This window comes from Polaromonas sp. JS666 (assembly GCF_000013865.1).
Lineage (GTDB): Bacteria > Pseudomonadota > Gammaproteobacteria > Burkholderiales > Burkholderiaceae_C > Polaromonas.
Genome location: NC_007948.1, coordinates 2067020 through 2083866, shown reverse-complemented (window position 1 = coordinate 2083866; position 16847 = coordinate 2067020). Strand labels below are relative to the sequence as shown.

At 63.9% G+C, this 16847-nt stretch carries 14 protein-coding genes; 4 read left to right on the top strand and 10 right to left on the bottom strand.

What is annotated here, in order from left to right:
* Nucleotides 1-28 precede the first annotated feature (28 nt).
* The 4 genes from BPRO_RS09995 to BPRO_RS09980 all read right to left on the bottom strand — a co-directional run bounded on the left by BPRO_RS09995 (nucleotide 29) and on the right by BPRO_RS09980 (nucleotide 4208).
* Entirely contained in the window at nucleotides 29-1054 is a 1026-nt protein-coding gene (locus tag BPRO_RS09995; RefSeq protein WP_011482941.1) for a Bug family tripartite tricarboxylate transporter substrate binding protein, read from the bottom strand.
* A 41-nt stretch (nucleotides 1055-1095) separates the two neighbouring features.
* On the bottom strand, nucleotides 1096-2601 hold the full coding sequence (locus BPRO_RS09990; RefSeq protein ID WP_011482940.1) for a tripartite tricarboxylate transporter permease: 1506 nt from the start codon (nucleotides 2599-2601) through the stop codon (nucleotides 1096-1098).
* 1 nt (nucleotide 2602) lies between these two features.
* Nucleotides 2603-3157, bottom strand: coding sequence for a tripartite tricarboxylate transporter TctB family protein (locus BPRO_RS09985; protein WP_011482939.1), 555 nt, complete (start codon nucleotides 3155-3157; stop codon nucleotides 2603-2605).
* 91 nt (nucleotides 3158-3248) lie between these two features.
* On the bottom strand, nucleotides 3249-4208 hold the full coding sequence (locus BPRO_RS09980) for a Bug family tripartite tricarboxylate transporter substrate binding protein (protein ID WP_011482938.1): 960 nt from the start codon (nucleotides 4206-4208) through the stop codon (nucleotides 3249-3251).
* Between the two features lie 111 nt (nucleotides 4209-4319).
* Between BPRO_RS09980 and BPRO_RS09975 the strand changes: the two genes are divergently transcribed.
* The 3 genes from BPRO_RS09975 (at nucleotide 4320) to BPRO_RS09965 (ending at nucleotide 7210) form a co-directional block, all read left to right on the top strand.
* Nucleotides 4320-5000, top strand: coding sequence for a response regulator transcription factor (locus BPRO_RS09975; RefSeq protein ID WP_041389559.1), 681 nt, complete (start codon nucleotides 4320-4322; stop codon nucleotides 4998-5000).
* A gap of 251 nt (nucleotides 5001-5251) precedes the next feature.
* Nucleotides 5252-6640 carry a sensor histidine kinase gene (locus BPRO_RS09970; protein WP_011482936.1) on the top strand — a complete coding sequence of 463 codons (1389 nt, stop codon included), beginning with the start codon at nucleotides 5252-5254 and terminating at the stop codon, nucleotides 6638-6640.
* Between the two features lie 144 nt (nucleotides 6641-6784).
* A complete protein-coding gene (locus BPRO_RS09965; RefSeq protein WP_041388695.1) occupies nucleotides 6785-7210 on the top strand; it encodes an RNA-binding S4 domain-containing protein in 426 nt (141 codons plus the stop codon).
* A gap of 78 nt (nucleotides 7211-7288) precedes the next feature.
* Here BPRO_RS09965 and BPRO_RS09960 read toward each other — a convergent pair whose 3' ends face one another.
* The 6 genes from BPRO_RS09960 to BPRO_RS09935 form a co-directional block, all read right to left on the bottom strand.
* Nucleotides 7289-9943 carry a TRAP transporter permease gene (locus tag BPRO_RS09960; protein WP_011482934.1) on the bottom strand — a complete coding sequence of 885 codons (2655 nt, stop codon included), beginning with the start codon at nucleotides 9941-9943 and terminating at the stop codon, nucleotides 7289-7291.
* 90 nt (nucleotides 9944-10033) lie between these two features.
* The gene (locus tag BPRO_RS09955) at nucleotides 10034-10969 is read right to left on the bottom strand and encodes a TAXI family TRAP transporter solute-binding subunit (protein WP_049764101.1); all 936 of its coding nucleotides are present in this window, start codon (nucleotides 10967-10969) and stop codon (nucleotides 10034-10036) included.
* 109 nt (nucleotides 10970-11078) lie between these two features.
* The gene (locus BPRO_RS09950; protein ID WP_011482932.1) at nucleotides 11079-12419 is read right to left on the bottom strand and encodes an aspartate aminotransferase family protein; all 1341 of its coding nucleotides are present in this window, start codon (nucleotides 12417-12419) and stop codon (nucleotides 11079-11081) included.
* A gap of 5 nt (nucleotides 12420-12424) precedes the next feature.
* Nucleotides 12425-13330: a MurR/RpiR family transcriptional regulator gene (locus BPRO_RS09945; protein WP_011482931.1), complete on the bottom strand. Its 906-nt coding sequence runs from the start codon at nucleotides 13328-13330 to the stop codon at nucleotides 12425-12427.
* 209 nt (nucleotides 13331-13539) lie between these two features.
* Complete coding sequence (locus BPRO_RS09940) at nucleotides 13540-14283, bottom strand: aspartate/glutamate racemase family protein (RefSeq protein WP_041388693.1); 744 nt, start codon at nucleotides 14281-14283, stop codon at nucleotides 13540-13542.
* 188 nt (nucleotides 14284-14471) lie between these two features.
* Entirely contained in the window at nucleotides 14472-15356 is an 885-nt protein-coding gene (locus BPRO_RS09935; RefSeq protein WP_011482929.1) for a transporter substrate-binding domain-containing protein, read from the bottom strand.
* Between the two features lie 246 nt (nucleotides 15357-15602).
* Here BPRO_RS09935 and BPRO_RS09930 point away from each other — a divergent pair, with 246 nt between their 5' ends.
* The gene (locus tag BPRO_RS09930; RefSeq protein ID WP_011482928.1) at nucleotides 15603-16814 is read left to right on the top strand and encodes a D-amino acid dehydrogenase; all 1212 of its coding nucleotides are present in this window, start codon (nucleotides 15603-15605) and stop codon (nucleotides 16812-16814) included.
* Nucleotides 16815-16847 lie beyond the last annotated feature (33 nt).

Genomic DNA, 16847 nt, shown 5'->3' with positions numbered 1-16847 from the left:
CCGCGGGATCAGACAATCGCCGGGCTTCTCAGGCTTTCAACTTCAGCAGGTGAACCATCACCCGTGACGTCGTCATGTCGAAGTCGATAAAGCTGGCAAAGCCGGGGCCTGCCAGCCAGGAAGACTCCCAGTGGTTTTGTTTCAGCGTTTTCTGCCACGAGTCATGCAGCGTGGCGGCCTTCACGGCATCAGTCATCTCTGCCTGGCGCGCAGCCGTCACGCCCTGCCCGGTGAAGACGCCGCGCCAGTTGGCCATGTCCACGCCCACACCCTGCTCGCGAATCGCGGGAATGCCAAACACCGAACGCTTGGATGACACCCCGATGGCGCGCAATTTCCCACTGGCCAGCTGTTCACTGAATTCGCTGAAGCCCGAAATGCCGGCCACCGCCTTGCCACTCAGCACTGCCTGCACCACCTCGGTACCCCCCGCAAATGGCAGGTAGACGAGTTCCTCCGGGTTGCTCTGCGAACCCCGCGTCAACACACCGGCAAATACATGGTCCACGCCACCGGCCGAGCCACCGGCGATGGGCACTTCCTTCGGGTTGGCGCGCAGGCGCTGGGCGAGGTCGCTGATGCTGCGAATCGGTGAGCTGGCAGGCACGACCACCACCAGGTAATCGCTGGTCATCCGGGCAATCGGCTGGATGCGGGTCATGTCCACGACAGGCTTTTGCAGCGCCACCGCGCCGACCATGACCATGCCCCCCATCAACAGGGTGTTGGGGTCGTTGCTGTATTTTTCAGCGTAATGGGCCAGGCCGATCGTGCCGCCCTTGCCACCCTTGTTTTCGTACTCGATCTCGTCCGTCGCGCCGACGCCCAGCAATGCCGTTCCGAGAGCACGGCCGGTCTGGTCCCAGCCTCCGCCGGCATTGGCCGGGATGACGATGCGCAGCTTGGGCGCCAATTTGACCACCTTGCTTTTGGCGGAAGCCGCCCCCGCGCTGGCTGCGCCGGGTTTGGACGGTTGGGCCCAAAGCGGCGCAGTGCCGCCCACTGCGGCGATGGCCAGCCCACCCAGGGCGGTGCGTCTTTGAATCTTCAGCATGCTTTCCTCCAGAGATCTTTAAGGTTTTCCCAACGAAAAAGTCATGCCGCGAGCTTGCGCGGCCCCCAGTACCTGGCCAGCCGCGGCAGCACCAGCACAGACACGATGATCACGATGAGCGTGATGGACATCGGGCGCTGGAAGAACACCACGGCACTGCCCTCGCCGATGGACATGGCGTTGCGCAACTGCGCTTCTGCCAGTGGCCCGAGAATCATGCCAACGACCACCGGTGCGGTCGGAAAGTCAAAGCGGCGCATCACCACACCCAGCAGCCCGATGCCATACAGCAGGAACAGGTCAAACGCGCTTTGGCGCATGCCATAGGCCCCGACCGTTGCGAAGATCAGGATGCCGGCATACAGCTGCGGCTTCGGAATCTTGAGCAGCTTGACCCAGAGCCCGACCATCGGCAGGTTCAGCACCAGCAGCATCACATTGCCAATGTAGAGGGAGGCGATCAGCGCCCATACCAGCGCCGCCGAGGTGGTGAACAGCTGCGGGCCGGGCTGGATGCCGTAGTTCTGGAAAGCGCCCAGCAGAATGGCCGTGGTGTTGGAGGTGGGAATGCCGAGCGTCAGCAGCGGAATCAGCGCGGCAGTCACGGTGGCGTTGTTGGCGGCCTCGGGTCCGGCCACGCCTTCAATGGCGCCGGTGCTGCCGAACTCCGCCCTGTCCTTCGGGTCCTTGGCCAGCTTTTTTTCCATCGCATAGCTCAGGAAGGTGGGTATTTCGGTCCCACCGGCCGGGATGCAGCCAAACGGGGCGCCGATGGCCGTTCCGCGCAGCCAGGCGGGGATAGAGCGCTTCCAGTCGCGCGCCGTCATGTGCACACGGCTCAGCCTGTTCTGATCCTCCACGACCCGGCCTTCGTACAGCACGGCGTACAGCACTTCCGCCACGGCGAACAATCCGACCGCCACCAGCACGATCTCAATGCCGTCGAGAAACTCCGGAATGCCGCCGGTGTAACGGCCCTGGCCTGAAATCTGGTCGAGACCGACGCAGCCCGCCGCCAATCCGATGAACAGCGCCGTCATGCCGCGCAGCGTGCTCTTGCCGAGCACCGCACTCACGGTGGTGAAGGCCAGCAGCATGAGCAGGAAATACTCAGGCGGGCCGAGCTTGACCGCGAACTCGGCCACAAAGGGCGCGAACAGCGTGACGATCACGGTGGCAATGGTGCCGGCGACAAACGAGCCTATGGCCGCCGTGGCCAGCGCTGCACCCGCACGGCCGCTCTTGGCCATCTTGTTGCCCTCCATGGCAGTGACCATGCTCGCCGTTTCGCCGGGTGTGTTCAGCAGGATGGAGGTCGTCGAACCACCATACATGGCACCGTAGTAAATGCCCGAGAAGAAAATCATCGAGGCCGTGACGTCGACCTTGGCGGTGATGGGCAGCAGCATGGCCACAGCCACGGCCGGGCCAATGCCGGGCAGCACGCCCACGGCCGTGCCCAGGGCGCAACCCACGAGGCACCACAGAGGATTGGCTGGAGTGATCGCGGCCGCAAAGCCGACCATCAATGCGTTGAAGATGTCCATGTCAGAACCATCCCGTCGAAGTCAGGCCGGGCAGGTTGATGGCCAGGAATTGCGTGGACGTCCAGAACACCGGCGCTGAAATGAGCAGGCCGGTCACGATGTCCATGACCCAGGTGCGCGCTGCGCCTGCCGGCTGGCCGCTGGCGCGCCGCAGGCCCTGCACCGCCAGCAGATAGCACAGCGTGCAGCTCAGGATGAAGCCGATGTTGGTGAGAAGCGCCGCATTGAGCAGCAGGCCGGCGGAAACCCAGACAAAACCCGGCCAGTAGGCTCGTGGGGCACCCGTAGGAAGGTCCAGCTCACGAAAGCCCCCGGTGCGCGCTTCCCAGATGATCCACGCGCCACAAACGGTGAGCATGATCGACACCAGCCACGGCAGAAAATTGGGGCCGACACCGCCATACCCCGCTACAGAAGAAATGCTGATGGCGCCGAAGCCCAGCGCCAGCCCCGTGAGCAGCACACCGGCGCCCACCAGGGTTTGCGGCCAGACGGCCTCCGCAGCCCGCGCTGCCTGATCGGATGGCCCGTCGGCCAGGGCATCTGAGGTTGTCATTGTTATGGTTCTCCAACAGGTCGAACTGAATGTGAAAACGGCACGCTGCCTGGCTCAGGCAACGCGCCGTGGGAGGATGAAGGCAGGAGCCTCAGACCATGCCGGACTTGACCATGGTGGCACGCAGGCTGGCAAAGTCGTCATCGACGAACTTGTCAAAGGCCGGGCCCGTCAGTACGGCGGGGGTCCAGTTGTTCTTCTCGGAAGCGTCCATCCAGCTCTTGGACTTGACAGCCTTGAGGATCATCTCGGTGAGCGCCTTGCGCTGCTCGGCGGTGATGCCGGGGGCGCCATAGACGCCGCGCCAGTTGCCGATCACCACGTTCACGCCCTGCTCCTTGAGCGTGGGCACATTGACGCCCTTCAGGCGCGTTTCGGAGGTCACTGCCAGCGCCTTCATCTTGCCGGAGTTGATGTACTCCGAGAATTCGCTGTAGCCGCTGCCGCCTATCGTCACGTTGCCGCCCAGAATGGCAGCGGTGGCCTCTCCGCCTCCGCGGAAAGCCACGTAATTGATCTTGGAAGGGTCCACGCCCACTTCACGGGCAATCATGGCTGCTGCAATGTGTTCGGTGGAGCCGCGCGAGCCGCCGCCCCATTTCACGCTGCCGGGATCCTTCTTGAGCTGCTCGATCACCTCTTTCATCGATTTGAACGGCGAGTTGGCGGGCAGCACAAACACGTTGTATTCGCTGGTCAGGCGGGCGATCGGCGTGGCCTGCGACAGGCTGACCGGTGGCTTGCCCGTGATCAGGCCGCCCAGCATCACGGCGCCCATCACCATCAGTGCATTCGGGTCGCCCTTGCTGCCATTGACGAACTGGGCCAGACCCAGCGCACCGGCGGCACCGCCCTTGTTGTCATAGGTCACGGTCGCTGCCGCACCGGAATCCATCAGGGCCTTGCCCAGGGCACGGCCGGTGGTGTCCCAACCGCCGCCAGGATTGGCCGGAATCATCATTTTCACATTGGCTGCGGCCAGGGCCGGCAGGGGCAAGGCCCCCGCTGCGGCCAGCGCGGCCAGGGATTTCAAAAAGGTGTCGCGACGCATGGGTTGTCTCCTTGGATGTGTGGTAACCCCGCCATCATGCGCCTCCTTCCTGTCAAACGGCTGTCCGGAAGCATTGGGGAAAGTGCTAATGTCCTGCCCATGACGCCGACCATGAAATTGCTGCTAATCGAGGACGATGCCTCCATGCAGACCGCCCTGCAGCGCGCGCTGAGCCGTCGCGGCATCGAGGTCGCCAGCTGCACCGACGGTCGGCAGGCGCTGGCTCAATGGACCACCGTGCAGCCAGATGTGGTCGTGCTCGACCTCAGCCTGCCGGGAATGGACGGCCTGCAGGTGCTGGAACAGGCTCGGCGCCAGGGTCTGGCCACACCCGTGCTCATCCTGACGGCCCGCGGGACCGTGGGCGACCGCATCATCGGCCTGAACACCGGCGCGGACGACTACCTGCCCAAACCTTTTGACCTGGACGAGCTGGAAGCCCGCCTGCGCGCGCTGAGCCGCAGGCGTCCTGCGTCGGGCACCGAATCAGGCCCTGTTCCTCAATTCGTGGGCAACCTGCGCTATGAAAAAGAGAGCGGCGCAATCTACCACCGTGACCAGGTCCTGGAGCTCACACCGCGCGAACTGGCCTTGCTGCAGACGCTGATCGTCAAGCCCGGCCATGCGGTATCGAAAGAGCGGCTGTTTGAACTGGTGTTTCCGGGCGAGGCCGACGTGCAGTACGAAGCGGTAGAAGTGGTGGTTTACCGCCTGCGCAAAAAACTCGCCCACACCGGCGTGACCCTCGTCACCCTGCGCGGCCTGGGTTATTTGCTGAAGGTGGATGCGTGAGTACCGGCGAGCCAACCCCTTCAGACAGCAGCACAGGGCAAGGCGCGGCAACACTGGGGGCGCCGCATTTCGGCGCCGGGCCGCCCCAAGCCGAAATAGCCCCCGAGGGGCTGGAGCCAGCGGCTCCAATCCTGCTTGAGCAGGATTGGACAGGCGACAGGGGCGAAGCGTCTCGCGAGCCGCGGCCTGCAAGGCCTCGCGAAGCACACGCAGTGGCGAGCGTGGGGGCTACATCCTCAAGCGCGGGGGCCATGTCCCTGCGCCGCTATTTGCTGATGGGCATCCTGCTGCCTGTCGGCCTGCTGGTGGTGGTGAACACCGCCAGCCTTTACCAGCAGGCGCTGGCCGCCGTCAACACAGCCTACGACCGCACCCTGCTGGCATCGGCCAAATCCATCAGCGAGCAGCTTGATGTGTCGGGCTACGACGAGCAGTCCGAGCTGCGCGTGACGGTTCCCTACGCCGCGCTTGAAGCGTTCGAGGCCGACAACCAGAGCCGCATGTTCTACCGGGTATCCAGCCTGAATGGCGAAATGGTCTCGGGCTTTGCGCAATTGCCGTTCTGGCGGGGCCGCATCCCGGCCAAGCCACCCTACTCCGCGCTGGTGGATTTTTACGACGACGTTTTTCTGGAAGACCCCGTGCGCGTGGCGGTGCTGCTCCAACCGGTGGCGAGCTCCAATGGGCGTGCCATGGCTGTCATCCAGGTGGCCGAAACGCTGGAGCTGCGCACGACGCTGGCGCGCAAGATCCTGATCGATACGCTCTGGCGGCAGGCCGTTCTGCTGGCCGTGATTGCCCTGGTGGCCGTGATCGTGGTGCAGCGCGCCACCCGCCCGGTGCGCCGGCTCAGCGCCCAATTGCAGGCCCGGCCGGAAGGCGACCTGACCGCCATCGCCGCACCCGATGCGCCGCGCGAACTGCAACCGCTGGTCGACGCAACCAATGAGGTGATGGGCCGCCTGCAACACCTGCTGGAGCACCAGAAACGCTTTGTGCGCGACGCCGCCCACCAGTTGCGCACGCCGCTGGCTGTGCTCAAGGTGCAGGTGCAGTCTGCGTTGCGCGGTGACATGGACGCGCGTGAAGCGCTGGATGAAATCAACCAGACGGTGGACCGCGCCACCCTGCTGGCCAACCAGATGCTGGCGCTGGCCAAAGTCGAGCAGTTGCGCCAGCAGGCCGACCTGCAGGTCATCGACCTGGCGCAGGTCGTACGCTCCGTGGCGCTGGACATTTCACCGCTGATTGCCGAAAAAGACATCGACTTTGAAATTGAAACGGTTTGCGCCCCCATCCTGTCGCACGAGTGGATGCTGGGCGAGTTGTCACGCAACCTGCTTCACAACGCCACCAAGCACACACCGGCCGGCGGCACACTGGCCGTGCGCATCGTGCGCGATGCCACGCATGCGGCCCTCACCATCAGCGACGGCGGCCCCGGGATTTCAGCCGAGCTGTCGGCGCGCCTGTACCAGCCTTTTTCAGCCGGCAATGTGCGCCACGGCTCGGGGCTGGGCCTGGCCATTTGCAAGGAAATCACCGAGGCGCTGGGCGGCACCATCTCCCTCGAGAACCGCGTGGTGCACGGCCAGGTAACGGGGCTGGATGCCACGGTTCGGCTGCCGCTGGCCGTGTAGGCTCCCGTCGGCGACTCAAGACAGGTGCCAGGTGCCGGCGCGCCGCGTCGTCCTGGCATGGCGGGCGTGGGCGACTGAAGGAAAACCCGTATCCGGGGGCTTGAACCCTTGAAAACCGGTCCAGCGGGTCCAAAATCACCAGTGATGGATAAATTACGCATCGACAAGTGGCTGTGGGCCGCCCGTTTCTACAAGACCCGCTCCCTGGCGGTTGAAGAGATCGACAAGGGCCGTGTGCATATCAATGACCAGGAAGCCAAACCGGCCCGCGAGGTCAAGGTGGGCGACACCGTGAACTTGCGGCAAGGCCCGGTGACGCGCACGCTGGTGGTGCGCGGCATCAGCGGCCAGCGCGGCCCGGCACCAGTGGCGCAGCGGCTCTACGAGGAAACGGCCGACAGCGTCAAAGCCCGCGAGCAAACGGCCGAGCAACGCCGCTATGCACCCGACCCCGCCCGGTCGATCGAGCATGGCCGGCCCACCAAGCGCGGGCGGCGCGAGCTGGATGACGCCCGGCGCGGCTGGGGCGACCGCTGGAGCGCCTCGCTGAACCCGGACAACAAGACCTGATGCCATGTTTTGTGGCTGTTTGCGCCAGCGGGGCGCGGACCAGTCCTGCGCTTGACTTGGCTGACAGCCCGGCGGCGCTCATGCGGGTGCCAACCCCCTGCCCCGGCGCAGCCTCAGCCCCTGCAACCACCACACCAGCCAGCCCAGCAGCGCGGCCGGGATGAACACCCAATGCGATGAGGGCCGGGCCGGGTTCGGCAGCTTCAGCTCGACCAGCTTGTAGCCCTGCTCCACACCCAGCTTTTTCGCGCGGCTGCCAAACTTGACCGCCGCCACCTCCAGGTCGGGCCCCAGCTGGCTGAGCGTCACGCCGCCATCGCGCAGGCGTTCCCTGCCCGTGGCGCCCTCGCCCATCGGCAACGCCACTGTTTTGGTGAGTGGCTCGCCGTCCAGCGTCTGGCCGGCAATGCCCACCACCAGCCATTCATCCGCATGCAGCCCATCAGCCACCTTGTAAATGTCAGCGGCCGGTGCCTTGACGTATTTGGGCGAGAACTGGTTAATCACCCAGTCAGGTCGGAAGAACAGGAAGGTCGCCAGCAGCAGCATGGCAACTTCCGGCCAGGTGCAGCGGGTGCGAAACCATTTCATCGTGGCCGCGGCAAACAGCAATGACGCAGCCACGCCCGTCACACACACCAGCACCACATCGACCCATGAGCCCAGGCCGATCAGCAAAATCTGCGGGTTGAAGATGAACACGAAAGGCAGGACGGTGGTGCGCAGGCTGTACCAGGTGGCCTGCCAGCCGGTGGCATTCGGGTCGTCGCCGGAGATCGCCGCGGCGGCGTAAGACGCCAGCCCCACCGGCGGCGTCACGTCGGCCAGGATGCCGAAGTAAAAAACGAACAGGTGCACGGCGATCAGCGGAATCACCAACCCGCTGCGTCCGCCCAGTTCCACAATCACCGGCGCCATCAGGGTAGCCACCAGAATGTAGTTGGCCGTGGTCGGCACACCGGCGCCGATGATCAGGCAGATCAGCGCCGTCAGCAGCAACATAACCAGCACATTGCCGGCCGACACCAACTCGACAAAGTCGGTCATCATCAGCCCCATGCCGGTCAGCGTGATGACGCCGACAATCAGGCCGGCACTGGCGCAGGCCACGCCGATGCCTATCATGTTGCGCGCGCCCAGCACCAGGCCGCGCCACAGGTCGGCTACGCCGCGCTGCAAGGCGCTGACCACATGGTTCTGGCGCTGCAACGCGAACGCCATCGCTTCTGCCTGGCCCGAGGAGGCCACGACCTCCGCTGTGGCATTCGGGCGGAAGACGGACAGCATGAAAGGCTGCAACACCACCATCACCATGACGGTGGCGGTGGCCCAGAAGGCAGACAGGCCGGGTGACAGTTCTTCAACCATCAGGCACCACAGCAGCACCACGATGGGAATGAAAAAGTGCAAGCCGGCGCGCACCGTCGGCCAGGGCAGCGGCAGCTTGATATCCGGCGCCAGCGGGTCGTCGATGGCGATGCCCGGGTACCGCGACGAATACGCCATCAGCACGATATAAGCCGCGCCGGCCAGCACAGCCAGGGCCCAGCCCGCCATACCTCCCGCCACCGCCTGCACGGCGGTGATAGCGTAGTAAACAGCCGCGACAGCCACTGCGGTACCCGACAGGCCAAGCGCCCAGCCCAGCACACGCTGGCGCCAGGTGGGCTGGCGCTCACGCACCAGCGGCTTCAGGTCATATTTCAGCGCCTCCAGATGCACGATGTAAAACAAGGCCACATAAGAAATGACGGCCGGCAGCGCTGCGTGTTTGATGATCTCAGCGTACGGAATCCCCACGTACTCAACCATCAGGAAAGCCGCCGCGCCCATCACCGGCGGCATGATCTGTCCGTTGATCGAGGAGGCCGCTTCGATGGCGCCGGCCTTGACGCCCGAGTAGCCGGTGCGCTTCATCAGCGGGATGGTGAAGATGCCGCCCGACACCACGTTGGACACCGACGAGCCGGACACAATGCCATTGAGCGCCGACGACACCACCGCCACCTTGGCCGGGCCGCCGCGCAGGTGACCCAAGGTGGCCAGCGACACCTGCAGCATGTAATTGCCGGCGCCGGCAATGTCCAGCAAGGTGCCAAACAACACAAACAGGAAAATGAATTGCACCGACACACCCAGCGCCACACCGTAGACGCCCTCGGTGGTCAGCCACATGTGCGAGATGAAGCGCGACAGCGAAGCACCGCGGTGTTGCAACACCTCGGGCATGTAGGGGCCGAGGAACACGAAGGCCATGAACAGGCCCGTGGTCACCAGCATGCCAAAGCCCATGGCCCGGCGCGTCGCCTCCAGCATGACGGCTACGCCGGTCACGCCGATCACGATGTCCATCGTCGTCGGCGAGCCCGGCCGCAGCGCCAACTGGTTGTAAAACAGAAAAAGGTAGGCACCGCAAAAAGCACCCACCAGCGCGAGCAACCAGTCCGACCAGGGAATGATGGTGCGCGACGAATGGTTGAAGGCGGGAAAGGCGCAGAAGGCCAGAAAAATCGCAAATGCAAGATGGATGGCGCGTGCCTCGGTGTCGTTCAGAATGCCGAAGCCGAAGATAAAGGGCAGCGGCGAGGCATACCAGACCTGGAACAGTGACCACGCCGCCGCAAGAGCGGCCAGACCCAGCCCGATCTTGCCGCCGGGCTCACGCCCGCCCAGGTCAACTTCCTTGACGAGTTGATCGAGTTTTTCGGGGGAGTATTTTTCGAGTTGCGCCATCACCGCCCTTCCATACCGTCTTTATTCTTCTATTAAAAAAGGCCAGGAGACATGACGCTCCCGGCCCGGCTCGTTGACATCGGAAGGAATTTATTTGATCCAGCCTTTTTCCTTGTAGTAGCGCACAGCACCTTCATGCAGCGGTGCGCTCAGGCCATCTTTGATCATGTTCTGCGGGTTGAGGTTGGCCAGCGCCGGGTGCAGTTTTTTGAACTCGTCGAAGTTGTCAAACAAGGCCTTGGTCACCTGGTAAACGGTTTCGGCCGGTGTCTTGCTGGAGGTGACGACCGTGGCCAGCACACCGTAGGTCATGGTGGGCTGCGGGTTGTTGGGGTACAGGCCGGCGGGAATCGTGACCTTGGCGTAATAAGGCTTGTCGGCCACCAGCTTGTCAATCACCGGACCGGTGAGCGACACCAGCTTGGCGCCGCAGGTAGTGGTCGGGTCCTGGATATTGGCGCTGGGGTGGCCCACCGCGTAATAGAACCCGTCGATCTTGCCGTCGCACAGGGCCGGGCCGTGCTCATCGGCCTTCAGCTCGGAGGCCAGCGAAAAATCGCCGAGCTTCCAGCCCATCCCTACCAGCAATTCCTCCATCGAGGAACGCGTACCCGAACCAGGGTTGCCGACGTTGAAACGTTTGCCCTTGAAGTCCTCGAACTTCGTGATGTTGGCCTCCTTGCGGGCGACCACGGTGAAGGGTTCGGGGTGTACCGCAAACACGGCGCGCAAATCGCCGTAGGCGCCAGCATCCTTGTACTGGCCTGTACCCTTCACGGCGTTGTACTGCACGTCCGACTGCGAAAAACCGAAATCAAGCTCGCCGGCCTTGATGGTGTTGACGTTGAACACCGAACCCCCGGTGGACTCGACCGAGCAGCGGATGCCGTGTTTGGCGCGGTCCTTGTTGACCAGGCGGCAAATGGCGCCGCCCGCCGCGTAATACACACCCGTCACGCCACCGGTGCCTATGGTGACAAACTTCTGCTGGGCAAATGCCGGCGCAGACATCAGGGCAGCGATCATCGCAATTCCAATACTTGCGACACTCGCGGCGCCCGATGTGCTCAAGGCGCTCAATGCGCTCAATGCGAACTTCTTGCTCATTTCAGTTCTCCAGGTTGTAAAAAAATCTTTACGCTGCCGCTATCGCGGCATCCATCGCCGAACCCAGGCGCTCAACCATCATGGTCAGTTCCGCTTCGCTGGCAATGAAAGGCGGCGCCAGCAAAACATGATCACCATAACGACCATCAACGGTGCCGCCCATCGGGTAAACCATCAAGCCACGCGCCATCGCCTCCTGCTTGATCCGTGCATGCAGCTTGCGTGCCGGGTCAAACGGTGTCTTGCTGGCACGCTCCTGCACCAGCTCGATGCCCCAGAACAGGCCGCGCCCCCGGATGTCCCCCACATGGGGATGTTCGCCCCAGTTGCTGCGCATCAGCTGCTGCAAAAACCCGCCGCGCACACGCACCTGCGCCAGCAGTTGGTCCCGCTCAATCACCTGCTGCACGGCCAGCGCCGCCGCACACGCTACCGCGTGACCCAGGTAGGTGTGGCCGTGCTGAAAAAAGCCGGAACCATCACGCATCGCATCGACAATGTTGGCCTGAGCCAGCACCGCACCAATCGGCTGGTAACCACCGCCCAGCCCCTTGGCCACCGCCAGCAGATCGGGCAGCACACCCTCCTGCTCGCAGGCATGTAATGTGCCGGTGCGGCCCATACCGCACATGACTTCATCGAGTATCAGCAACACGCCGTAGCGGTCGCAGACCTCGCGCACCGCCTTGAAGTAGCCGGGCACGGGCGCCAACACGCCGGCGGTTGCGCCACCCACGGTTTCCGCAACAAAGGCAATCACACGGTCCGCGCCTTTTTCAAAAATAGCCTGCTCCAGCTCCTGTGCCAGACGCAAGCCATACTGCCCGGGCGTCTCGCCGGCCTGCTGCTCGCGGTAGGGGTAGCAGGGCGACAGATGGGTGGCCTCTATCAGGATGGGGGCAAACGGCTCGCGCCGCCAGGGGTTGCCGCCAATGGCCAGCGCACCCAGGGTATTGCCGTGGTAGCTCTGCCGGCGCGCGATGAAGTGCTGACGCTGCGGCTGGCCGATCTCGACAAAATACTGGCGCGCCATTTTGAGGGCAGCCTCCATCGCCTCCGAGCCGCCGCTGACGAAATACACATGGCTCATGCCTTGCGGTGCCGTCTGGATCAGCTTGTCGGCCAGGGCTTCGGCCACTTCGGTGGTGAAAAAACTGGTGTGCGCATAAGCCAGCTTGTCGATCTGCGCATGCATGGCGGCCAGCACGTCCGGATGCCCATGCCCCAGGCACGACACCGCTGCGCCGCCGGAAGCGTCGATATACCTTTTGCCTTGTGCATCGGTCAGGTAAACACCCTGCCCGCTGACCGCCACCGGTGGCGTGTTCTGCAAGTTCCGGTGAAATACATGGGTAGGAACTGTGGCCATAAAACTCATTTCCTCGCCGGGAAACTCAATGGATGGACGGGCACCGGCTTGTCGGCCAGCTTGTCCCAGTAGGCGCCCTCGTTGTCCAGCCGGTTTTGCCGGGACTGCAGGCGCGCCAGCACCTTGCGGCCGCCGCGCACCGCCACGGCGGCGGCCAGTGCTTCGGCCAGCGCCAGCGCACCGACCATGGACTGGAAATACGAAGGGCTGTCGGCACGGAACAGCAAGGTATGGGCTGCTGAGCGGGCAATCGGCGACAGTGCGCTGTCGGTCAGCACCATCAGGTCGACACCCTGCCCCAGCGCCTGCGCAACGGCATCCACCGTCTGCCGGGTGTAGGGCGCCAGCGACATCGCGACCAGCAGATCACCGCGGCCCATCTCGCCGATCTGGTCGCTCAGCGTGCCGCCCAGCCCCTGCACCAGAACCCCGTTGGACGCCAACAAACCATAGGTGTAGTGCAGGTGCAGCGCCAGGCCGTGGCTGGCGCGCAGACCCAGAAAATAGATGCGTCGGGCTTTAAGCATTGCATCGGCCGCGGCCTCCAGCTGCCCGCGCTGGTTCAGCCCGCCGATAGACGCCGTGTTGGCGTGCTGGGTTTCATTCAAGACCGCCAGCCAGTCCTTGCTGTGCCGCGCGCTGGCCTGCAAAACTTCGGCCCGCCCGGCGTAACCCGCCTGCGCCGCAAAAGACTCCTGGCAAAGATTTTTGATCGCGTCAAAACCGTTGAACCCCAGCGCCTGTGAAAGGCGGGTCAGCGTCGCTGGCGCCAGCCCGGCACGGCGCGCACATTCGCGCATCGAATGCAGCGCCACCTCGCGCGGATGCGCTTCAATCCAGCGCGCGGCACGCAGCAGCTCCGGACTCAGGCCGTCAAGCGGGACTTTGGCAAACAGGGAAGAGGCGGTCATGAAACATTTGAATCAATTTCTCATAATATACAGCACAAATGTTTCAACACCAGATCAGCAATTGCCTGAGGTCGCTGCCACCGGGCGGCGAAGAATGGACTGTTGCGTCCGGTTTTACGCTGGCGCTTTTCGAGTCCTGCAGATGCCCAATGCCCGCCTCACGGGGCAGGCACTGTTGCTTCGCTATATTTTTCCGGCTATGCGAGCATTCAGGTAAGCACCGCATAGGCCCGTTGCGCCAGCGCCCGCGCCAGCAAGGCCGCCGGGTCCACCAGATCCAGCTCATCCATTTCCGGAACAGCGCCGAGCGCCAGCGGAATTTCCGTACACCCCAGCACCAGCGTCGACAGCCCGTGCCGCCGGGCGAGCGCCTGGGCCACGCTGGCAAAGCAGTCTCGGGCCAGCGCCATGTTGCCCACCTTGACGCCGTGGTAGATACCGTCCATCAAGCGCTCGCGTTCTTCGGCCAGCGGAATGTGGCATTGCAGTCCGGCCTGGCGCAGCGCCTGGTCATACAGCCCGGCGCGGTAGGTACCTTCTGTGGCCAGCAAGCCCACTTCACGCACACCGCGGCTGGCGAGTGCCTGGGCCACTTCGCGTGCCACATGCAGCACTTCGAGCTGCGGAAAGCGCTCTTGCAGTTCAGCATGCCAGGCATGCGCCGTGTTGCAGGCCACCGCCACCGTGGAGGCTCCCAACGCGGCCAGCTTGCCCATGGCCTGCAGCATCGGGTCCAGCGGCTGGTGCCCGCCCGGGCCGGGCGATTCGAGAGCCGTGCTGCGGTCCGGCACCGGCACCTGCGCCAGCCAGTGCTCGGGAAATGCCTGGTCCGACACCGGGATACCCTGCTCGCGCATGCGGTCCGCGCAGGCCTGTACAAACAGCCGGGCGAAGTCCGCGCCGGCGGCCGGCCCCATGCCGCCCAGAATACCTACAACCCTTGTCTTGTGCATAAGCCCGTTCATGATGTGGTGCCGCCCCTGGAAAACCGGCGCGCATGCTCGCGCCAAGGCCCCCGGCTTGGCCGGTGGGGCTGAAACCCGACTTGTTGTTTGATGTGAGGGCTGTGCGGCCTTGCGCGAGGCCAGCACAGCGCGGTCAGCAAGGCATGATGCGAACCCCGCCTCGCCGGAATTCGGAATTACGTGGCAGGCTTGTCGCTCATCGCCTTCAGGTTGTCCTTGAGCTGCTGACTCATGGGCAGGCCGAGGTTCGTGCCTTTTGGAGGCATGGGTGACTCGAACCACTTGGCATACAGCTTCGTGAATTCGCCGGACTTCATCAGGCGCGTAATGGTCCCATCCACCAGTTTCTTGAACTCCGGGTCGTCCTTGCGCAGCATGCAGGCATAGGGCTCAACCTGCAGCGAGTCACCCACCACCTGCAAGGCAGCCGGGTTCTTGGAGTTGGCCATCAGGCCGAACAGCAGGATGTCGTCCATGGCGAAAGCCATGGCGCGATCGCTTTCCACCAGAAGCAGCGAGTCGTCATGGTCCTTGCCGAGGATCAGCTGCATGTCCAGGTTTTTTTCAGTGTTGTACTTGCGAATCACCTGGGCGTTCGTGGTGCCTGTGGTACTCGCAACGGTTTTCTTGGTCAGGTCGGCGTAGTTCTTGACGCCCGAGGTCTTCTTGGTCAGAAGGCGCGTGCCGGTGTAAAACATGTTGATGGAGAAAGCCACGTCCTTGCCGCGCGCCGAATTGTTCGTCGTCGAGCCGCACTCCAGGTCGTAGGTTCCGTTGACCAGCAGCGGGATACGGTTCTGGGACGTCACGGGCATGTAGGCCACTTCCAGATTGGGCTTTTTGACCTTCTTGCGCACGTCGTCAATGATGGCTTCGGTCAGCTCGACCGAAAAGCCCACCGCCTTGGTCGAACCAATCAGGTAGCTGAAAGGCACCGACGCCTCGCGGTAAGACACGGTAATCTTGTTGCTGTCGGCCACTTTTTTCAGCGTCTGCGCGCTGGCGGTGGCGGCCAGGCCTGCGGTCAGCAGCACGGCGGTCATGAGGGTCGAGAATTTCATGCGAGTCCTTTCGGGAGCAGGGAGTTGGGAATTTCAGGAAGAAGGCATTGCCAGTGTAGGAACATGAGCAGGATGCGTGCCATTCATTTTCACGGCAAACCCATGCCAAAAACTCATGGTTTACCCATTCCGGTGCGTCGGGCCCACGGGCATAACCACAGGTCATGGGCGGTGGTGAATTCAGCATTGTTCAAACCTGCCAGCGCTGCGTAAAGTGACGCTCTTTCCAAAAGCAAAAGGACTTTCATGCATGTCTGCGTGCTCGGTGCGGGAATCGTCGGACTGGCCACGGCCTACAGCTTGCGCCGCGCCGGCCACGAGGTCACGGTGCTTGACCGTGCCGATCCGGGCAGCGGCGCCAGCGGCGGCAACGGTGCGCAACTGAGTTATTCCTACGTTCAGCCGCTGGCTGATCCGGGCATCTGGCGGCAACTCCCCAACCTGCTGCTCTCGCCCACTTCGCCGCTGAAGCTGCGTCCCCGCCTGGACCCACGGCAATGGCTGTGGGGCGCGCAGTTTCTGGCCGCATGCAAGGGCAGCACGTCGCGCAGCACCACGGCCCGGCTGCTCGAACTGGCGGCGCTCAGCCGGCAGACCTTCGATGCCATGATGAACGAGGAGCAACTGGACTGCGATTTTTCCACCACCGGCAAGCTGGTGCTGTATCCGGACCAGCCGTCGTTCGCGGCCGCGCACCGGCAAATGCTGCTGCAGCGCGAGTTGGGCAGCAGGCAGGAAGCCGTGGGCGCCGACCGCTGCGTGGAGATCGAGCCTGCGCTGGCAAGCCGCCACCGGCACATTGCCGGCGCCATCTACACGCCCAGTGAATGCGCCGCCGACTGCCTGAAAACCTGCCGTGCGCTGCTGGCTGTGCTGCGCCGCCAGGGTGTGCGGTTTTTACTCGGCTCGCCCATTGAGCACTTGGTGCTGCGCGGTGGATCGGTGGTGGCTGCGGCCACGCCGCAAGGCCCGGTAGAGGCCGACCAGTATGTGATGGCGCTGGGCGCCCACTCCCCGCGCCTGGCCCGCACGCTCGGTGTGCACCTTCCCGTCTACCCGCTCAAGGGCTACAGCATCACGGTGGAGGTAGGCGACGAGCCACACGCGGCACCGTCCGTGAGCGTCACGGACAGTGCCCGCAAAGTGGTGTTTGCGCGCATTGGCTCGCGCCTGCGGGTGGCGGGCATGGCTGAGCTGTCGGGCTATGACACCGCGGTTTGCCCCGCCCAGATCGCCTCACTGAAGGCCACGACCCAAATGCTTTTCCCGCAATGCAACGCGTTGGCGGACCTGAGCCCCTGGGCCGGCATGCGCCCGGCGACGCCCACCGGCTTGCCCATCATCGGCAAGCACGCCAAAGGCCCTCGCAACCTGCTATTCAACACGGGCCACGGCGCACTGGGCTTTACGCTGGCATTTGGTTCGGCGCAGCGCATCAACCGCTTGCTGAGCCCCTGACTCCTTACCCCCTGAGCATGACTGAGAACGACA